This window comes from Thiosulfativibrio zosterae, from assembly GCF_011398155.1.
GTDB lineage: Bacteria > Pseudomonadota > Gammaproteobacteria > Thiomicrospirales > Thiomicrospiraceae > Thiosulfativibrio > Thiosulfativibrio zosterae.
Genome location: NZ_AP021888.1, coordinates 156831 through 176684 on the forward strand (window position 1 = coordinate 156831; position 19854 = coordinate 176684).

General features: G+C 43.3%; 13 protein-coding genes (1 of these 13 cut by a window edge). 9 read left to right on the forward strand and 4 right to left on the reverse strand.

Features of this window, described 5'->3' with window-relative positions; all coding sequences use genetic code 11:
* Both THMIRH_RS00560 and THMIRH_RS00565 read left to right on the forward strand, forming a co-directional pair.
* Window positions 1-7487, forward strand: the final stretch of a protein-coding gene (locus THMIRH_RS00560) for a Calx-beta domain-containing protein (protein WP_173289729.1). It extends 21136 nt beyond the left edge of the window; the window shows 7487 of its 28623 coding nt (coding positions 21137-28623); its start codon lies beyond the left edge, outside the window; it ends in the stop codon at window positions 7485-7487.
* Window positions 7488-7568: 81 nt separating this feature from the next.
* Window positions 7569-8966, forward strand: coding sequence for a Sel1-like repeat-containing protein kinase family protein (locus THMIRH_RS00565; RefSeq protein WP_173289731.1), 1398 nt, complete (start codon window positions 7569-7571; stop codon window positions 8964-8966).
* 26 nt (window positions 8967-8992) lie between these two features.
* Here the strand turns inward: THMIRH_RS00565 and THMIRH_RS00570 are convergent, their stop codons facing one another.
* A complete protein-coding gene (locus tag THMIRH_RS00570) occupies window positions 8993-9415 on the reverse strand; it encodes a hypothetical protein (protein ID WP_173289733.1) in 423 nt (140 codons plus the stop codon).
* A 131-nt stretch (window positions 9416-9546) separates the two neighbouring features.
* Between THMIRH_RS00570 and THMIRH_RS00575 the strand changes: the two genes are divergently transcribed.
* Together THMIRH_RS00575 and THMIRH_RS00580 are read left to right on the forward strand one after the other, a co-directional pair.
* Window positions 9547-10077 (forward strand): adenine phosphoribosyltransferase, encoded by a 531-nt coding sequence (locus THMIRH_RS00575; protein WP_173289735.1) that lies wholly within the window; start codon window positions 9547-9549, stop codon window positions 10075-10077.
* A 36-nt stretch (window positions 10078-10113) separates the two neighbouring features.
* Window positions 10114-11499: a GGDEF domain-containing protein gene (locus tag THMIRH_RS00580; protein ID WP_173289737.1), complete on the forward strand. Its 1386-nt coding sequence runs from the start codon at window positions 10114-10116 to the stop codon at window positions 11497-11499.
* A 69-nt stretch (window positions 11500-11568) separates the two neighbouring features.
* On the opposite strand, the gene argH is transcribed toward THMIRH_RS00580, so the two are convergent.
* Both argH and THMIRH_RS00590 read right to left on the reverse strand, forming a co-directional pair.
* A complete protein-coding gene (gene argH / locus THMIRH_RS00585) occupies window positions 11569-12960 on the reverse strand; it encodes an argininosuccinate lyase (RefSeq protein WP_173289739.1) in 1392 nt (463 codons plus the stop codon).
* A gap of 122 nt (window positions 12961-13082) precedes the next feature.
* Window positions 13083-13619, reverse strand: coding sequence for a thioredoxin family protein (locus THMIRH_RS00590; protein WP_173289741.1), 537 nt, complete (start codon window positions 13617-13619; stop codon window positions 13083-13085).
* A 112-nt stretch (window positions 13620-13731) separates the two neighbouring features.
* On the opposite strand from THMIRH_RS00590, the gene hemC reads away from it, so the two are divergent.
* The 4 genes from hemC to THMIRH_RS00610 are packed head-to-tail and all read left to right on the forward strand — an operon-like array spanning window position 13732 to window position 18126.
* Entirely contained in the window at window positions 13732-14673 is a 942-nt protein-coding gene (hemC, locus tag THMIRH_RS00595) for a hydroxymethylbilane synthase (RefSeq protein ID WP_173289743.1), read from the forward strand.
* 32 nt (window positions 14674-14705) lie between these two features.
* On the forward strand, window positions 14706-15548 hold the full coding sequence (locus tag THMIRH_RS00600; RefSeq protein ID WP_173289745.1) for a uroporphyrinogen-III synthase: 843 nt from the start codon (window positions 14706-14708) through the stop codon (window positions 15546-15548).
* A gap of 38 nt (window positions 15549-15586) precedes the next feature.
* Window positions 15587-16954, forward strand: coding sequence for a hypothetical protein (locus tag THMIRH_RS00605; protein WP_173289747.1), 1368 nt, complete (start codon window positions 15587-15589; stop codon window positions 16952-16954).
* Window positions 16951-18126 (forward strand): heme biosynthesis HemY N-terminal domain-containing protein, encoded by a 1176-nt coding sequence (locus tag THMIRH_RS00610; protein WP_173289749.1) that lies wholly within the window; start codon window positions 16951-16953, stop codon window positions 18124-18126. The genes THMIRH_RS00605 and THMIRH_RS00610 overlap by 4 nt, the downstream gene beginning before the upstream one ends.
* An 83-nt stretch (window positions 18127-18209) precedes the next feature.
* On the opposite strand, the gene THMIRH_RS00615 is transcribed toward THMIRH_RS00610, so the two are convergent.
* Window positions 18210-19430, reverse strand: coding sequence for a diguanylate cyclase domain-containing protein (locus THMIRH_RS00615; RefSeq protein ID WP_173289752.1), 1221 nt, complete (start codon window positions 19428-19430; stop codon window positions 18210-18212).
* Window positions 19431-19645: 215 nt separating this feature from the next.
* Between THMIRH_RS00615 and THMIRH_RS00620 the strand changes: the two genes are divergently transcribed.
* Complete coding sequence (locus THMIRH_RS00620; protein ID WP_173289754.1) at window positions 19646-19852, forward strand: YjfB family protein; 207 nt, start codon at window positions 19646-19648, stop codon at window positions 19850-19852.
* Window positions 19853-19854: the final 2 nt, after the last annotated feature.

Below are 19854 nucleotides of genomic sequence, written 5' to 3' on the forward strand. Positions count from 1 at the left end.
ATGCAAATGACACAGACCTAGATGGCGACAACCTAAGTGTCGTGGCAGGCACCTTCACCACCACTCAAGGCGGCACCTTAGTGCTAGCAGCCGATGGCAGCTACACTTACACACCCGCGAGCAACTTCAATGGGGTAGACACAGTTGACTACACAGTCACAGATGGATCTCTAACAGATGTAGGCACCTTGAGCATCACTGTAGGCGCGGTGAACGACGCACCCGTAGCGGTAGATGACAGCATCAACGCCACCGAAGACAGCGTGTATACCTCAACGATAGACTTAGATGCAAATGACACAGACCTAGATGGCGACAACCTAAGTGTCGTGGCAGGCACCTTCACCACCACTCAAGGCGGCACCTTAGTGCTAGCAGCCGATGGCAGCTACACTTACACACCCGCGCTCAACTTCAATGGGGTAGACACAGTTGACTACACAGTCACAGATGGATCTCTAACAGATGTAGGCACCTTAACCATCAATGTAGGCGCCGTGAACGACGCACCCGTAGCGGTGGATGACAGCATCAACGCCACCGAAGATAGCGTGTATACCTCAACGATAGACTTAGATGCAAATGACACAGACCTAGATGGCGACAACCTAAGTGTCGTGGCAGGCACCTTCACCACCACTCAAGGCGGCACCTTAGTGCTAGCAGCCGATGGCAGCTACACTTACACACCCGCGAGCAACTTCAATGGGGTAGACACAGTTGACTACACAGTCACAGATGGATCTCTAACAGATGTAGGCACCTTGAGCATCACTGTAGGCGCGGTGAACGACGCACCCGTAGCGGTAGATGACAGCATCAACGCCACCGAAGACAGCGTGTATACCTCAACGATAGACTTAGATGCAAATGACACAGACCTAGATGGCGACAACCTAAGTGTCGTGGCAGGCACCTTCACCACCACTCAAGGCGGCACCTTAGTGCTAGCAGCCGATGGCAGCTACACTTACACACCCGCGAGCAACTTCAATGGGGTAGACACAGTTGACTACACAGTCACAGATGGATCTCTAACAGATGTAGGCACCTTGAGCATCACTGTAGGCGCGGTGAACGACGCACCCGTAGCGGTAGATGACAGCATCAACGCCACCGAAGACAGCGTGTATACCTCAACGATAGACTTAGATGCAAATGACACAGACCTAGATGGCGACAACCTAAGTGTCGTGGCAGGCACCTTCACCACCACTCAAGGCGGCACCTTAGTGCTAGCAGCCGATGGCAGCTACACTTACACACCCGCGAGCAACTTCAATGGGGTAGACACAGTTGACTACACAGTCACAGATGGATCTCTAACAGATGTAGGCACCTTGAGCATCACTGTAGGCGCGGTGAACGACGCACCCGTAGCGGTAGATGACAGCATCAACGCCACCGAAGACAGCGTGTATACCTCAACGATAGACTTAGATGCAAATGACACAGACCTAGATGGCGACAACCTAAGTGTCGTGGCAGGCACCTTCACCACAACTCAAGGCGGCACCTTAGTGCTAGCAGCCGATGGCAGCTACACTTACACACCCGCGCTCAACTTCAATGGGGTAGACACAGTTGACTACACAGTCACAGATGGATCTCTAACAGATGTAGGCACCTTAACCATCAATGTAGGCGCCGTGAACGACGCACCCGTAGCGGTGGATGACAGCATCAACGCCACCGAAGATAGCGTGTATACCTCAACGATAGACTTAGATGCAAATGACACAGACCTAGATGGCGACAACCTAAGTGTCGTGGCAGGCACCTTCACCACAACTCAAGGCGGCACCTTAGTGCTAGCAGCCGATGGCAGCTACACTTACACACCCGCGCTCAACTTCAATGGGGTAGACACAGTTGACTACACAGTCACAGATGGATCTCTAACAGATGTAGGCACCTTAACCATCAATGTAGGCGCCGTGAACGACGCACCCGTAGCGGTGGATGACAGCATCAACGCCACCGAAGATAGCGTGTATACCTCAACGATAGACTTAGATGCAAATGACACAGACCTAGATGGCGACAACCTAAGTGTCGTGGCAGGCACCTTCACCACAACTCAAGGCGGCACCTTAGTGCTAGCAGCCGATGGCAGCTACACTTACACACCCGCGCTCAACTTCAATGGGGTAGACACAGTTGACTACACAGTCACAGATGGATCTCTAACAGATGTAGGCACCTTAACCATCAATGTAGGCGCCGTGAACGACGCACCAGAATCCGCTGCTGGTTTGGTTGTTACTTGCGAAGATATTTCTTATACCTTTAGATTGGCTGATTTTGGTTTTAGCGATGTTGATGGAGATTCTTTAGCATCGATTCGCATCGAAAATCTACCAATTGATGGTGAATTATCGCTTAATGGTGAGCCTGTCATTGCAAATCAGTCAGTGTCTCAAACTGAAATCGCGAATGGCCTTTTGGTCTTTACACCGGATGCTAATGAATCAGGTATAGATGCTTATCAAGTAGTGGGTACAGGAGATCAACATCAAGATTATGCAACCTTTCAATTTAGTGTTTCTGATGGAGCTGAATGGAGTTCAGCAACTTTAATGACGATTGATGTAAGCCCTGTTGTTGATAGTCCATTAATATCTGTTGTGGGCTCTAAATCAACTGAGATTACGATTGATGTAAGTAATGTCACTACTTCACAATCAGGCTTTAGCGTGACTGCCTATAATGCCGATGGCTCGCAAGGAACAGTTAGTTTAGTAACAGGAACTACACATGATGGCTTTGGCGTATCAGGTGTTGCAAGTGGCGCTGATGTTGAGTTGGGTGTAAACACTGCAGGTAATAGCGAAATGTTAGTGGTTCATTTTGATTATCCTGTTAGTTCAGCTGCAGTCGCATTTGCCTGGCAACATCCTGGAGAAGAGGCTCAATACGATTTTTATTTAAATGGTGTTCAAGTTGGGTCGGGCTCAAATTATGGCATTACAGATACTGTAGATCCAATACTAAACCTAACCGCCAATGGTTCTTCATTTGATGAAATTAGATTTAAAGCGCCAGATTACGAAGATGATTATTTAATTAATCAAATTTCATTTACGCAGGTCATTGAGAATAACAACTCTTTACAGGTTGATGCAGGTAGCACCGTTGATTTGTCTTTAACCGCAAACTTACAGGATAACGATGGATCGGAAACCATCAGCAGTCTTGTTATTGGTAATATTCCTAATGGTGTGACGATTACTGATGGAAGTCACAGCTTTACGGCAAGCGAAGGTTCTAATTCAGTGGATGTATTAAACTGGACAATCGATTCGATTGAATTAACTGTTCCGGCTAGTTATGAAGGAACTATTAATCTTGATATTCAAGCAATGGCGCAAGAGTCTTTGGCTGGTCTAGCTGAAGGTGAAAATTGTCCATTAACAACAGTAGCCCATACATCTTTTGTTTTAGATGTTAATGCCAATCTTAATGCTGCGATAATTACCATTGGTGATGTTCAAGTAGATGAAGATGCACTTGTTGCTACTTATCAGATTTCTGTTGATCATGCTCCAAAAAATCAACCTTTAGTGGTTACCTTGAATCAGTTAGATGCTTCGGGTGATCCAATTGTTATTGAGATTCCAGTGGGTGAAACCAGCGCTTCTAAACAAGTGAGTATTGCGTTAACTGTAAATTCTGATGAAGACCTTAATGATATTGGCATTACTTCTGCAGCAGGAGGTAACTATTTATCGATTGATAGCTCTGACACAGCTAAATTTGTTGTTAATGCTGTTGCTGACATACCGACAGTTTCTATTGATATTGGCGAAGCTCAGTATATTAATGGTACAACTCAAACAACCTTAGCTGAGAAAACAATTTCTTTGACTGTTAATGTAACGCTAGGAGATGAGTATGGTGATGACAATATTTCAGGTACTAATGGCTATGAATATATAGAAACTTCTGAACAGGTTCTAGACTTTGGTGCAGAGTATGCCGGACAAACAGTTGTGCTTGATTTATCAGGAAATATTAAAGGGGATTGGAATCAAGGCGAAAATGTATTGGACGACTACTGGAAAGTGTCGGCTAATGATCAAGAATTGGCAACCTACAAATATGGTTCAGCAAATAATAATGATGTTTCGCAAAACTTCAATTATCAGCATACAGTAACGCTTGATAACTCTGGAAAAGTAGTTTTAAACATTGAAGCCGCCACAACTTCTAAATCTGAAACGGTCACTATTAATGGCATTACAGGACTGGTCAATGAAGTTACCGTGACTAACTCTTCTGAAGAAGATGAGCGTTTAGAATATCCAGTAGTTATTTCTGCTGCGTTAAATGATTCTGATGGTAGTGAAACACTCACAGTTACCATAAAAAATGTTCCGCAAGGTGCTACTTTTGATATAGGTAGTGACTTAGGAAACGGTGTTTGGTCAATTCCTGTGAGTGGTTCAAGTTTAAATGAGTCTTTAAGCTTAAAAGTACCAATAAGTGTTGCGGAGAATTTATCGGCCTTAAACCTAGAAATTTCTGCTACATCAACTGAAAGCAGAGATAACGCTGATGGAACAAACTTTGTTACTGTAACCGCTAATGATTCAGCGACCACTCCTGTTCTTGACCTAAAACCAGAAGGTGAAGATGAATCACAAACATTAACTTTTGAAAATATTACTTCGAATCTTACATTTATTGTTGATGTATCAAGCAGCATGAGTAACGAGGATTTATCGTTAACCGAAAATGCCATTGAAAAAATCATCAGTCAATATGACGGATTAGGATCAGTCAATATAAATATTGTGCAGTTCTGGGGTAATGGAGCAAGCCAAACAAGCTGGATTAATAATGTCAGTAATTATGATGCTGGTGGTAGTTTGTATACCGATAAATCTGGTACAGATCCTGAACAAGGGTTGCGTCTAGTCGTGGATGCTTACTCTGGGAATGTACCTGAAGCAGACCAGGATATCGTCTTCTATTTTGGAGACGGAGATCCTTATGATGCTTATAAAACTGACTTTAAGTCTTATCAAACAACATGGCAGAATTTTGCTAATAATACGGTTGATATGGTTAAAGCCTATGGTATTAATGTTAACAGTTTAGACATATTAAATCAGATTGTTTCTTCTAACGAAGAGCCTGTTTACGTCAGTGATGTAAGTGATTTAGATGATGCGGTTGAAAATATCGCTGAAACAGTTTTAACAGGGAACCTGCTAGATAACATTAGCGGTGGAGATCCTCAAATTCATATTCAGTCTATTACGGTTGATGACACTAGTTATGATGCTTCTAGCTTCCCAGAAAATGGCTTAGCAATAGGTGGTCAAGGAACCTTGTTGGTTAATTTTGTGACGGGTGAATATAACTATATTGCCAATAGCAATGAATTTTTAAGCGATGTTAGTAAAGTCTTTTCTGTTAGTGCTAAAGATGCTGATGGAGACACTACCAGTTTTGAAGTAACCATCAATGTAGATGTTGATAATACAGCAACCGTGCCTAACCTAACGGTAAAAACAGGAACTCCAGAGTTAGTCTCTACTTTTACAGAACAGGATACTTTCCACGATACAAATGATTTTGAGTTAAAAGCTAATAAGCTTGCAGAAAAAACCTATGACTTAAAAGGGGATGCGACAAGTTTTACAATCAGAATAGAAGATTACAAAGCGAGTCAAGACGGTGGTAGTGTTGAATTGTATAAAGATGGAAACTTAGTTGAAACGGTTTCTCTAGATTCTTTAACGAACAATAACAATGATAACCATGCAAGAAGTTATAGCTATACAGGTGACCAATCATTTGATCAAGTGAAAATATCAATTGATGACAGCTCTGGAACTAGTTTCAAGATAAAAGATTTTAAAGCAACAATCTTAACAGGTGAAACTGAATCAAATTATGAATATGTTATCGACATAGACGCATCAGTAAATGATAGCAGTGAAACGATTTCTTCTATAAGCATTGATGGGCTGCCCAATAATACATCTTTAACTAATTCAGCTGGAGATGAAATTAGTATCTCAGGTGGTACTGCAACATTAACGGTTGAACAGTTGGTCGGTTTGAAGTTAATCAGCGCCACAGAATTAGTAAATGACCCCAATGATTCTATCCATATTACGGTGACAGCAACTTCTACTGAAACAAATAGTGGTGATACGGCGGTTCGAACCGCTACTTTGATTGACGGTGTTATCGAAGGTCTTATCTATGTTTCAAGTTCAGGAGATATGGGTAAAACTGATGCTTTGGGCCGGTTTACTTATCATGAGGGTGATAGCGTTAGTTTCTTCATTGGTGATGTACTTATTGGTACTGAGACCTCAGAAAATCTAGATGGTGGATTGCTATTTTTACAGGACTTAGCAAATGTTCAGCTTGGTGATTTAAATAATGAATATGTAGAAAATATGGCTGTGTTTTTACAGTCGTTAGATAATGATCAAGACGGTTCAAATGGTATTTTGATAACGGATGAAGTCCATCAGCAATTTATGGGGAATGATCTCAATCTTATGACAGCTTCAGAGCAAGAGGTTCGTGATGTTATTGCTCAAGCAGGTATTGACAGCTTGTCTGAAGAAACGGCCATGCAACATGTTAAAGAAATGCTGGAACAATATGGCCATGTGACCCAATTTGATGAACATATCGATGATTCTATTAAAGTAGCAACTTTTGCAACAGAAGCTCCTGAAGGGCTTCGATATGAAACCTCATCAGGTCTGTCTGGTGAAATCATTGATGGTTTGATTTCGTATGACGAAAACGACACCATCAATTTATATCTTGGCGATCAGCTTGTACTAAGCTTTGGAGCAGGGCAAATTCCTGCGACAAACCTCATTACTCTGAGCGATTTTGGGGTTGATTTGACTGACTTTATGTCAAACTCTGAAGAATCCATAGAGGTATTAAGCGATGAAGTGATTTCGGACGAAAACCTTGTTGATATAGCGGATTTAGATCAAACCGAAGAATCTACCGTTGAGCAATCAACTCAGGATGAAAGCATTGTAGAGGTTAACGATGCTGATAGTTTAGAAGAAGTTGAACTAGCCTTAGATACTACACTAGTTGAAACACAAGTTTTAGATGAGGATGAATCGACAACTGCAAATGAAGAAGCTAATGCCGAGTTTGAAAATGAAGAAGAAAGTTTAGACGAGTTCTTATACGACCAATCAGACGCAGTTATTATTCCTGAATCAGATGTGAACTATCAGACTGACATGACTGAAGTTGAAATTGATGAGTTTGATTTGAGTGATGTGATTAATGATGGTGAAGTGGTTTCTTCGGATTCTTTAGATGTTTACCTAGAGGCTCAAGCAGACTCTGAAGAAACTCTCGCTGAACCGGTTGTTGAAACACCTACTGAAGAGGTTTCGGCAGACAACTCAGTGTTTGATCTTAACCCTGTAAGAGATACCACGGTTGATTTAGATGACAATAAATACGACTATACGGACCAGTAAATAAAGGCAAGTTTTAAAGGCATTTCCTTCACTAGAGGGAAGTGCCTTTTTACTTTTTAATACAGGCTTTAACGCGTGCACATGACCAACAAAAATGGTGACACTGGGGGGAATCCTAAAAACCCCATCTTCATCCAGCATGACCTTACGGATATTGAGCCGCTAGGGCAAGGGGAGTTTGCCTCTGTCTTTAAAGCAACTCAGGTTAAGCTTGACGCTGAGAAAGTCCAGACCATTCGTGTCGTTGATCGAACACATCACCACTTTGCATTAAAACGCGAAAAAGACTTATTGCTGTATCTCAATCAGTTTTCTGAGGATTTTCCGAGATTTAATGAAATCCGTAAACAAGGTTTTAGTTATCTGCAGTTTTTTGATTTTGTGGGCAAGAAATCTTTGCAACAGCAGGTTGATAAAAAGGGTGGCTTGTCGGACTCAAAGGCTCGGTTGCTGTTGTCGAATATGTTGTCAACCTTAAAGCGGGTTCATGAAGTTGGGTTTATTCATGGAGATGTTTGTCCGGATAATATTATCTGGGGCAAGGGTCGCTATTATTTGGTGGATTGGAGCAAAGCCATTCCAGGCATTGCGTCTTATGAAACGGAATTAATGGTGGGTGATAAACGCTATAGTGCACCGGAGCGCTTAAATGGCGAGTATACCGATGCCAGTGATGTTTATGCTTTGGGATGCACTTTGTATTTTGCCTTAACTGCTAAGCACATTTATCGTTTGAATGAAGCCCATTCCATGACGGATCAGTTGTATGCCCATGCTTTTAACGCACCGCGCAAATTACAAAAGCTACCCAAAGATTGGCAATTTTTAATTCGTTGGATGACACAAAAAGACCCTCAAAAACGACTAGGCCTGGTTGATTTAGAGCAGTGGTTGGTGGATAAAACCCTTCCAAAAGAGATGCGCCAACCTTCATCAAATGAGCAAGAGGCTAAAAGTGACTTTCCTCAGGACAGTTTAGAGGCTTTGGCGAATTCTCATTATTTGTATGCCTTGTTCAAACAAGCAACCTTGTATGAAGCGCAAGGGGCTTTGGAAACCGCGTTTAATTTATATGAAAACTGCGCCTTTCATGGTTATACCCGAGCTGAAAACAATTTGGGTTTAATGTACGAAAAAGGCTCTCCAGTTAGGCAGTCTTATGAACAAGCCATGAATAATTTTCATCAAGCGTTTCAAAAGGGCAACCCTTATGCGGCGTTTAATTTGGCCAGAATGTTTGAAGAAGGTTTAGGTACCGAAAAAAATCCTGAACAAGCTCACAAACTGTATCGCTTTGCGGCTTTAAGGGGGCATTTTCCTGCTCAGAATAAGCTGGGTATGTGTTATTGGAAAGGCAGTTGCGTTAATAAAGATATCGCCCAAGCGCGTTATTGGTTTGGACTGGCGGCGCATTATGGTTATGAGCCTGCCGCTTCCAATATCAAAGCTTTGATGGCCGATTCTATCAAACAAGCCTAAACTAATTTAACTCAACTTAGACTATTTTAGGTTTTCTTTTTATCCATCAATAAGTTGGCCATGTGACTTAGCCATTCACTGAACGCACGCATTTCAGGTTTAGAAATTTCAATAATATCTGCCAAACTGTACTCTCCCAACGGATAGTCTGCATTGGTACAAGCACATTTGATTAAATACAAAATCTGCGCCTGGCTCATGTCCTTACTGGGTAAAAAATAAGTGGTTTTGGCCAAAAGCGTGGCTTTTAAAATGTTCATCCAGTGATGAACAGGGGCATGATGTTCTTGCAACAGCAGTTGCTCAGCTTGGGGTGGCGTGACTTGTTCTTGCAGCGCCAAAAGTTGTGCTAAGGAATAACGCGTTAATAAATCTTCAGCCACATCTCTCGCATTGGGCGGCAAATCTAATAAAGCTTTTTTTTCGTAGGATTTTTCGATTAGATGCATAGAATCTTCTTTAGCTATTCATAATGGTCTGATTGAATCCACAAACAACCCAATAAGTTTTTTTCATTTTACCCAAATGGTTTACTGTAAGATAATCTTTTTCTAATTTTTAGCCAAAGCGAATTATGACCATGACTCAAGCAAAGCAACCGCATCCATTGGCGCAATATTTAGATGCCGTTCCCAACTTTCCCAAAGAAGGTATTTTATTTCAAGATATCTCGCCGCTCTTAAAACACCATTTTAAAGAAACTATTGATGCCATGTCAGAACTCTTTAGCGAACAAGAGTGGGCAGATGTTGATTATTTAATCGGCATAGAATCTCGCGGTTTTATCTTTGCCTCCGCCTTAGCTTATAAGCATAATAAAGGCTGTGTTAAGGTTCGCAAACCAGGCAAATTGCCCAATGTTTATGCCTCAATTTCCTATGGATTGGAGTATGGGTCTGACCGCTTAGAAATGCAAAAGGGTGATGGTAAAAAAGTGATTTTGTTTGATGACCTCATTGCCACTGGTGGTTCTATGGGCGCGGCTGCGCAACTGTGTGAGGAAGTGGGTTATGAGATTATGGGCATGGCCTGCTTAATTGATTTGGCCGCATTGAATAGTTTCTCTCATCAAGGCCAAGTGGTTCGTTCTGTGATGCAGTTTGCAGATTAATTTAATCCGGTTTTACCCTTTAATAAGGTGAGTTTTATGCGAACGCCGCGTCTAACCAAAAGTATATTTCTAGATCAGTTTTTATTTATGCAGGCTGTGGGCGTCTTAATCGGCGTCTCTTTTCCATACTTTTTGGTGTGGTATGGCTTTCCTGAAGCGCAAGTGATGCATTGGGATTTCTTTATCGTGACGCAAATTGCCGGTCAAATGGTTGGCTTAGTGAGCTTTTTACTTATCTCTACGGTGATTCGTCCGCATTTAAAACTGCTATCTCATAAGATGCAAGAAATCGCCAATGGTTTAGACAATAAAAGTTTTTTAGATCAAAACGCGCGCTGTGAAGAAGGGTTTTGTCGCATTGAAGTCATGTCTAATGATGAAATTGGAGTCAGTGCACATGCCTATAATCAATTGTTGCAGGCCTTAATTCAAGCGCATGAAGTGGAGCGGGTTTACAACCGTTTTTCAAAAGTGATGTCTGAAAACTTAGAAACCGATTCTTTAGCCGACAGAACGCTCGATTTACTCATCGAATCCACCCATATAGAAGCCGGCGCAATTTTGGTCGTGCAAGGCGGTGAGTTGGATTTAATCGCTTCGCAAGGCATTTTGAATGCCCATAATTTAACCATGCATGATGTGGTCGTGCGCACGCTTAAAAAAGGCAAGTCGACTCATTTAATCTTGCCCAATAATATTGACTTGGATGGCGTGCTCACCGAATTTAAACCTTCAGAAGTGTTTATTGAGCCTATCGAGTTTAAAGGCGTCAATTTGGGTGTTTTGGTCGCTGCAACGGGGGCACATCCTTCTGATGAGCGCACAGAACAACTGATACAGCTGTTTAGCCGAAGTTTAGGCTTGGCATTGAATAACGCCATGATTCACTCAAAATTCCAAAAGCTCGCCGCAGTAGATGGCTTAACCAATGTCTACAATCGCCGATTTGGAATGGAGCGTTTAAAAGAAGATTTCTCTCGTTCTGTTAGAGATCGTTCAAATCTCAGTTTGGCCATGGTGGATATTGATCACTTCAAAAAAGTGAACGATACCTATGGGCATTTGGTGGGCGATAAGGTTATTGTCTTGATTGCAGCCATTATTAAAAAGGCATTACGCGATGGCGATATCGTGGTGCGTTACGGTGGCGAAGAGTTTTTGCTGGTCTTACATGGTGCATCTTGTGGCGATGCAGAGGTGGTATGTGAGCGCATTCGCCATCAAGTAAACGACACCATTTTTAAAGATGGCGATCAGCAAATTGATTTAACCGTGAGCATTGGCTTGGTGTCTTATCCAGAGCAAATGTCCGGTAATGAAGTTGAGTTGCTCGATAAAGCTGACCAAGCCTTATATCATGGCAAGCAAACCGGCCGTAATAAAGTGGTGCGCTATGGCTCTTTGAAAGCCGGCATAAAATAGCCCAAACTTTTCAAATGCTCTAAATAATAAAGCCGCTAAAAGCGGCTTTGTTGTTTAAGCGAAGAGAATTTACAAATCGGCTTTGGCGCGTTCGATAGCGGCTTTAACTTGATTAGGCGCAGTGCCTCCCAAGTGATTACGAGCTGCCACAGAACCTTCCAAAGTCAGTACTTCATACACATCTTCGGTAATGTCAGCGCAAAAACCTTGCAAAGTTTCTAACGACATCTCAGACAAATCTTGCTTGGTTTTAACACCATGTGCCACCGCCAATCCCACCACTTCGTGAGAGTCGCGGAAAGCCATGCCTTTGTTGCGTACCAAATAATCAGCCAAGTCCGTTGCGGTCGAAAAACCTCGTTTGGCCGCTTCATAGGTGTTTTCGCGTTTAACAATAATGGCTGGCACCATATCGGCAAAAGCACGCAAACTGCCTTTAACGGTGTCCACGGTATCAAATAAAGGTTCTTTGTCTTCTTGGTTGTCTTTGTTATAGGCTAAAGGCTGTGACTTCATCAGCGTCAGCAAACTCATCAAATGGCCATAGACACGCCCAGATTTTCCGCGCACCAGTTCGGGCACATCCGGGTTTTTCTTTTGCGGCATGATGGAAGAGCCGGTGCAAAAACGATCGGGTAGATCAATAAACTGAAATTGTGCCGAAGACCATAAGACTAACTCTTCTGAAAAACGCGATAAATGCATCATTAAGGTGGCGGCAAAAGCTGTGAATTCAATCGCAAAATCACGATCCGAAACACCATCTAAAGAGTTTTCTGAAATACGCTCAAACCCTAACAAACGCGCCGTGGTTTCACGGTTAATGGGATAAGTTGTTCCCGCCAAAGCCGCTGACCCCAATACCAAAGTATTAACGCGTTTGCGGCAGTCTTGCAAGCGCTCCACATCGCGCTTCAACATCTCAAACCAAGCCATCATGTGGTGGCCAAAAGTCACAGGCTGTGCGGTTTGCAAATGGGTAAAGCCTGGCATAATGGTGTCAAATTCACGCTCGGCAAGGCTTAAAATGCCCTGCTGCAAACGCTTAAGCTCTGGCAAAATCATGTCAATCTCGTCGCGTAGATACAAGCGAATGTCGGTCGCCACCTGGTCATTACGCGAGCGACCCGTGTGCAATTTTTTACCGGTAATGCCAATCAAGCCAGTCAACAATGATTCGATATTCATGTGAATGTCTTCTTGCTTAATGGACCATTGCACTTCGCCAGCTTCAATTTTAGCCAAAATTTTAACCAGGCCTGCTTCTATATCGGACAATTCTTGGGCACTCAGAATACCGGCTTCGGTCAGCATTTTGGCGTGTGCCACAGACCCTTCAATGTCTTGGCGATACATACGGTGGTCAAATTGAATTGAGGCGGTAAACTCTTCAACAAAAGCATCGGTAGATTCACTAAAACGCGCGCTAGAAAGTTTTTCTTGGTTGTGCTGATTGCTCATAATATTCTCTTTAAAGACAGTGCTTTTGCAGGGGCAAAAGTCAAGATTTGGTCAGGATTGGGCATATTATAAAGACTTTTATGGCTGAAATTCAGCAACAATCCTGGTGAGGGTTTACAAAGTTACTTCAACTGTTCTGGCATGGCGGGTAAGCGAATGGGATTATTTAAAGCTTGATAACCCAGGTTTAGACGCTGATGAATTAAAGCGGCATACATATCTAAGTTTGAAATACCCACGATGCGAGGCGCGATTTCTTTGCCTTGGCTATCAAAAAACACCAAGGTGGGCGTTAGGTCGGCGTGAATATTGTCTGACCAAGTTCGCATATTCAGCGGTTTGCCATCAAAGCCAGGCATGGTCAATTCGTGGTCAATCACTATGTGGCGCATAACAACATACTTGCCTTGATACAGGCCTCCTAATTCCATTGGGTCAAGGACTTCGTGGCGTAAGGTATGGCAAAAGTCACACCAGGTTGCGCCAAACATCAACATAATCGGCAAGTTTTTCTGTTTGGCTTCTTGCGCGACTGCTTGCAGATTGGTTAATTCAGGCAAGGCGTTTTCAGGTTTTCCGCTTTGGGCCTGCACAGAACCCAATCCAAACATCAAAATCAAACCGATTAAGCGTGAAAAAGTTTTGCTCAACTGAAGCATTTTTATTCCTTTTAGTCAGGGAGTCATTGTTTACAAAACATTTTAATCCAAATGCCACATGACTTTCAGTAAAATGGTCTGATTCAACTATGGTCTCAAAAAAAGAAGAATTATGAAAAAAAAGCTCAGAATCGCAACTCGTAAAAGTCCTTTAGCCATGTGGCAAGCGGAATTTGTGAAAGCCCAGTTAGAAAAAGCCCACCCAGGTCTAACGGTTGAGCTTTTACCGATGAGCACCCAAGGCGACAAAATACTCGATGTACCTTTGGCTAAAATTGGTGGCAAAGGTTTGTTTACCAAAGAACTCGAAGAGCGCATGATGGATGGTGATGCAGATATTGCCGTGCATTCAATGAAAGATGTTCCGATGGAATTACCCGATGGTTTTGCGTTGGGCGCCATTTTAGAGCGTCACGCACCGACAGATGCCTTTGTGTCCAACCGATTTAAGCGTTTTGAAGACTTGCCACAAGGTGCTATTTTAGGCACTTCCAGTTTGCGACGCAAAGCACAGCTGCTAGCGCAACGCCCAGATTTGGATGTGCGTGACTTGCGCGGCAATGTCGGCACGCGTTTAGGTAAGTTAGATGCGGGTGAATATGATGCCATCGTTTTAGCGACTTCTGGGCTGCAGCGTTTAGAGTTGGGTGAGCGTATTCGTCATGAAATTGCCCCAGAAGTCTGTTTGCCCGCCGTCACTCAGGGCACTCTGGGCATTGAATACTTTGAAAGAGATCAAGATGTTTGGGATTTGATTCAAGTGTTGAACCATCCAGAAACCATGATTCGAACGCGTGCAGAACGCGCTATGAACCATCGTTTAGAAGGCGGATGTCAGGTGCCGATTGGGGTGTTTGCGGAGTTGATTGGTGAAGATGACATTCGCTTAAGAGGCCTAGTTGGCACCTTAGATGGCAAAACCTTGCTAACAAATGAACAAATGGGTTCTGTGGATGACCCAGAAGCCTTGGGTATTGCGGTCGCAGAAAATTTACTGTCGCAGGGTGCAGCAGAAATTTTGGCAGAGGTTTACGGAACCCATTCAAAGGGCTAAGTTGGCCGACAACGACTAAACGAGGACTGTGCATGGCCAGTTTTACTTTGTTGAATACCCGTCCGGCTCGTCAAGCAGATGGCTTAAACGCCTTAGTGGCTTCGCAAGGGGGATTGGCTTTAAGCTGTCCCAGTTTGCATATCGCCGCACTGGCGTTGCCGCAGTTTGAAACTTCTCGCGTGTTATCGGCTGAACAGGCAGCAAGCCAACCTAGCCTATCTTTAGAGAGTTTATTTAGGGTTGATCACTGGGTGTTTATCAGTGTCAATGCGGTGCAGCATTTTGCTGAAGCCTTAGCGCCAGAATGGTCAGCGTTGCAACAGCAATTAAGCATGCCTTCAGCCCCACGGGTTCATGCCATTGGTGAAGCCACTGCCAAAGCGCTAATAAATGCTGGTTTGCCAACTCAACAACCCTTGCATGCGCAGTTTGACTCGGAAAGTTTACTGGCCAGTGAAGCTTTTCAATCACTTTGCGATGCTAAAGTGCTCATTTTGAAAGGCTTGGGCGGCAGAGAAACCTTGGCCAATGAACTGAAAATTCGGGGTGCGCAAGTGTGCGCCTGGTCGTTATATGAACGCCAAATAGCCCCTTGGTGTGCAGAGGTTTGGCAAAGGTTTCAAACGCAGCCAGAGCCCATGCTGTTATTCAGCAGCCAAGGCAGTTTTGATGCCTTTCAATCTCAAATCAAGTTGCATGAAGCATCTGAAGCCTGGCAATGGGCTTTGCAACAAGAAAGCGTCGTTTTCAGTGAGCGCATTAAAAATCATTGCCGCGAAGCGGGTTGGATAGGCGCCATTGAAGTGGTGCCGATTCAAAGCGATTTAGGAATTTTACATGCCATTGATTACTTGCGCGAAAGACGCAATGTTTAAAGTGATCAAGGTGTTTGGAGCAAAAGGCGACAGTCAACATGAAAAGTGAAACCATTACACCGAAAGCCAATAGACGCATTTTGGATGCGCAGTTAGTGGACGAAGAGCCACGCGCGGATTCGAGACCTTTTGATACCTTTCATCAGGAGTCCGCAGCGTCCAAATCAACAAAAAACCCTGAGAAAAATTCGGTTTTAAGTGCCTTGCTACCCCAAAAGTTTTCTGACTATTTGCAGTTGATTTTGGGTTTTTCAGTTTTGTTGCTGATTTTAGTGTTGTGGCTCAAGCAAAAAGACCAAGATTGGCAGATAGAGCAAATCAATCAACTGCAATCACAAGTGGCACAGTTATCTCATGTGCAAGAAACCTTGCAAAGCAAACAATCCGATTTACAACAGTCTTTAGAGGCGCAACAACAGGCTGCCTTGGCTTTAGAAAATAAACCTTTGGTTTCGCAGGCCGATTTAGAAAATTTAAAATCTCAGCTTAAAACGCTTGAAAGCCAAGTCACTGATTTTTCTTTATCCGCGCAAAGCCAGGCCAAAACAGTTTTGGATGAAGCTCAAAAAACCTTACAAGACTGGTTAGCCAATCAAAGTTTAGCCAAACCGAATGATGAGAGTCTGCCAGAAGCCGTGCAACAGCGTCTGCAATCAATGGGGCAACAGCTGACAGATTTATTTGCCTTCAAAGACCAGCAGTTAGCGCAAAAAGCACCTGAAAAAACGGACCCCTTAAGTGAAATGCAGTTGCAAAAGTGGATTTTAGAAATCAACACGCAATGGTTATTAGCGGGCAATATTGTCCAAACCCAACAGCGTTTGCAGGCCTTAGAACAGGCGGCGGGCTTAAGTGATTTTTCACAAAAAATGCACTTGATGCGTCTTATCGGAGAAGACTTGGCGCGTTTAGATAATCTGAATACAACAATGGCTACTGCGCTATGGAAACCTGAGGCATCTAGTGCCTTAAAAGTCTGGTTGTCAAAACAGTCGCAACAAAAACAGGCGGCGAACCCAGAAAACACAGCGCTAAAAATGCCGCTGTCAGAAGAATCAAACATTCAAACCCCAGAAACACTTTCGCCCTGGCAGCGTTTGCAACAGGCATTTGCATCGGTATTTACCGTTAAAAAGCGCGAATCTGATCAAGACCTCACGCGTGTTGAGCAAAGCCTGATGCAAGATGTGTTGTTACAGCGTGCTTATTTGTGGGTAGAGCAGTTGGATTGGGCAATGCAATCTGGCTCTGAAATCAAAAAGCAGCAGGCCTTAACGCAACTCAATACCTATGTTAGCCAGTATTGGCCAACATCAAACCAGGCAGAATTAGACAGCTTATTACAGCCCTATGAGTCTGTGCAATTTAAAGCACTACAACCCTTAAGCGTGGTGAATGCATTATGAGTCATTTAACCAAATGGGGCTTAGCACTTTTTGTGGCAACCCTAGTGACCAGTCTGGCACTTTTGGACAATGGCCAAGTGTCGATGGTTTGGCAAGATTGGGTCATAGAAACCTCCATGACCTTTGCCTTAGCAGTTTTTTTGGTGGTTTTTGTGCTCAGCTATTTTGTGGTGCGTTTGGTGATGAACTTAATCGGTTTTCCAGCCTTTTGGCGTCGTCGTCGCCAAATCAAACTTTACAGCAAGGCGGAGTCGTCTATGGCGCAAGGCATGTTGGCGTTAGAGTATGGAGATTGGAAAACTGCCGAGCGTCAGTTACTGCGTTCGGCAAAAACCTCACAAGTTGGGTTGGTACACTATTTAAATGCCGCCAAAATGGCGCATAATCAAGCCGCTTATGACCGCCGAGAACAATATTTGGCTGAAGCGCGCCGTCGTTTCCCAGATGAATATATAACGATTGGGTTGGTCGAGAGCCGCTTGCTCAGCGACAAACAGCCAGAAATTGCCCAAGCCATTTTGGCGGAATTGCATGAGCAAAATCCCAGTCATCGATTATTACTCAAAGAATACGCAGGCGTTTGCGAAACCCTAAATGACTGGGCGCAGGTTGAACAATTATTGCCCAAATTAAAAAAAATCGGCGCCTTGCCTAAGTTAGAGATTCAAGCCTTAGAAGAAAGATTGGTGTCAGGTAAGTTAATGAATGCCACTTCTGTGGAAGCTTTAGAAGCGCTCTGGAGCAGTCTGTCTTCTGCGGTTCAACAGTCGCCAGCGGTATTGGCGGAGTATGTTGAAAAGCGTTTGGGCTGGGGGCAAGAAGTGGGCTTGGCACAAGCCATTGAAAAAAATCTGCGCAAACACTGGGATGATCGATTGGTTTACCAATATGGTCGCATTACCTTAGGGCCTGCGTTTGAACGCCTTAAAAAGGCAGAAACCTGGTTAAAATCCCAACCGGAAAATCCGGTGTTATTTTTAACGCTTGGTCGTTTGGCTTGTATGAGCCAATTATGGGGTCAAGGTCAGCATTTTTTAAAGCAGAGTTTAAAGTTGCGAGCCGAGTTAGAAACTTTTCATGCGCTCGCAAAATGCTACGAGGCAGAAGGGGAAGAAGGGCGCGCTGCGCTGACTTACAAAGAAGCCATTTTGCAGCTGGAAAAGAAATCCTAACGCAGATATCTAGGCAAAGAAACTTACTCAACTCTTAAGCTTAAGCCTATTTAACCTAACTTAACACTAAGTTGCTGCTAGGGTTATTTGCCCATGCGTTCTAAAGCCGCTCTGGTTAATCCTTTGCTTTCAATCGCATCATCTGGATAAGTCGCATAGCCGACGGTAATGTTATAAGCCAATTTCACATCATTTTGACAGTCAGGGTCGCAAAAGCGATTGATGAGTTTTTTGTGGAACTCGACCACGGTCGCTTCATCCATTTCAGGCGCTAGTAACACAAATAGGTTTTCTGAAATTCTAAAGGGCATATCAGAGTTACGAATGTGTTCGCGTACTAACTGTGAAAAGGTCAGCAACTTTTGTTGCATGGTGCGATTTTGCGTTTTATCTAAATCTTCAATGCTGTGCAATTTGATGGTGATGAGCGAGAATTGATGTTGATAACGCTGACACCGATAGATTTCAAATTTTAAGGCTTCATTAAAGTGATTGGCTAAGAAGAAGCCTGTTTCATGTTCGGTGACTTGAACCGCATCGAGTTTGTCGTAGATATTTTTAAATTGCGCAATATTGGTATGGATAGCCGCATCAATATCATCAATTTCTAAGATGGCATGCGGGTTACGCTGCCATTCTAGTTGTTCATCTAAACGAATGGTACCTAGCTGATTAGAAATCAGTTTTAGCGGTTGAGTAATGGTGTTTTCCAAGAAATGTTTTAGCAGTAATGACGCTAACAATAAAAAACTCAACAGAAAGACGACCATAAATAAAATGCCCGTACCCAGCGAGATTTTATAGCCAGACATGGGGGTGTTAAAAAGCAGTGTGCCGGCATATTCGCCTAATTTAGCGGTGCCTTGATGACACTTGAGACATTTTGATTCAAAAAATATCGGAGTGCCGCCCACAATACTGCCTTTCATTAGGCTGATTTCAGTCAGGTGCGTTTGCTGAGTTTCAATTTGATTAAGCAAGTTCTTCATATTGGAAGACAGTTTTTCACGCTCATTTTGATCGCGCGTTGGGGATTTGATTAACGCAAAGTTGTGTTCAGGATAGGCAACATTTAAATGATGAAACAGGGCGGCGACATTGGTGGGTGTCCAGCCAGTGGCTAAATGATCATCAATTTCTTTGGCCGAAAGCCATTGAATTTGTTTGATGTCATTTTTGACAACCGTGCCCATAATCGCGAAAACCGTTGCGCCAGTCACAGCTATGGCAACGAAAATCGACGCAAAACTGATGAGCGCGAGTTTTATAAGTAATAAATTGCCAAAAGCACGAGGTTTAATCACGGAATTGCTCATCGTATGGGTTAATCTAGGACAGCTTAGCGCACTATAATTTTCACATATTAACACCAAATGGATGCGTTTGCCAAAGGCACAAATTGGACTTAAGTTTTAGCAAACTTGGCCGTTATCCTAACTGGAAAGTTTTTATTAAAAATAACCTGAAGTGCTTAATGTGAAAATTAAGTTATGTAGCAGGTTACTGAAAGGAGTCCAATATGGAAATCTCAGCAAATGGCGCGGTTAACGCAGCTCTGGCGCAGCAAGAAGTCTATGCACAACAAAATGTTCAAGTCAGCATGCTTAAAAAAGCCATGGATGTGCAAACGGAAGGTGCGCTTGCTTTAATCAACAGTTTGCCAACCCCGCCTACATCACAAGGCTTGCCCGACAATTTGGGTAAAAATATCAATACCACGGCTTAGTC

Excerpts from the sequence above, each read along its gene's own strand:
- THMIRH_RS00565 (WP_173289731.1), top strand. The coding sequence starts at position 7,569 with ATGACCAACAAAAATGGTGACACTGGGGGGAATCCTAAAAACCCCATC.
- THMIRH_RS00570 (WP_173289733.1), bottom strand. The coding sequence starts at position 9,415 with ATGCATCTAATCGAAAAATCCTACGAAAAAAAAGCTTTATTAGATTTG.
- THMIRH_RS00575 (WP_173289735.1), top strand. The coding sequence starts at position 9,547 with ATGACTCAAGCAAAGCAACCGCATCCATTGGCGCAATATTTAGATGCC.
- THMIRH_RS00580 (WP_173289737.1), top strand. The coding sequence starts at position 10,114 with ATGCGAACGCCGCGTCTAACCAAAAGTATATTTCTAGATCAGTTTTTA.
- argH (WP_173289739.1), bottom strand. The coding sequence starts at position 12,960 with ATGAGCAATCAGCACAACCAAGAAAAACTTTCTAGCGCGCGTTTTAGT.
- THMIRH_RS00590 (WP_173289741.1), bottom strand. The coding sequence starts at position 13,619 with ATGCTTCAGTTGAGCAAAACTTTTTCACGCTTAATCGGTTTGATTTTG.
- hemC (WP_173289743.1), top strand. The coding sequence starts at position 13,732 with ATGAAAAAAAAGCTCAGAATCGCAACTCGTAAAAGTCCTTTAGCCATG.
- THMIRH_RS00600 (WP_173289745.1), top strand. The coding sequence starts at position 14,706 with ATGGCCAGTTTTACTTTGTTGAATACCCGTCCGGCTCGTCAAGCAGAT.
- THMIRH_RS00605 (WP_173289747.1), top strand. The coding sequence starts at position 15,587 with ATGAAAAGTGAAACCATTACACCGAAAGCCAATAGACGCATTTTGGAT.
- THMIRH_RS00610 (WP_173289749.1), top strand. The coding sequence starts at position 16,951 with ATGAGTCATTTAACCAAATGGGGCTTAGCACTTTTTGTGGCAACCCTA.
- THMIRH_RS00620 (WP_173289754.1), top strand. The coding sequence starts at position 19,646 with ATGGAAATCTCAGCAAATGGCGCGGTTAACGCAGCTCTGGCGCAGCAA.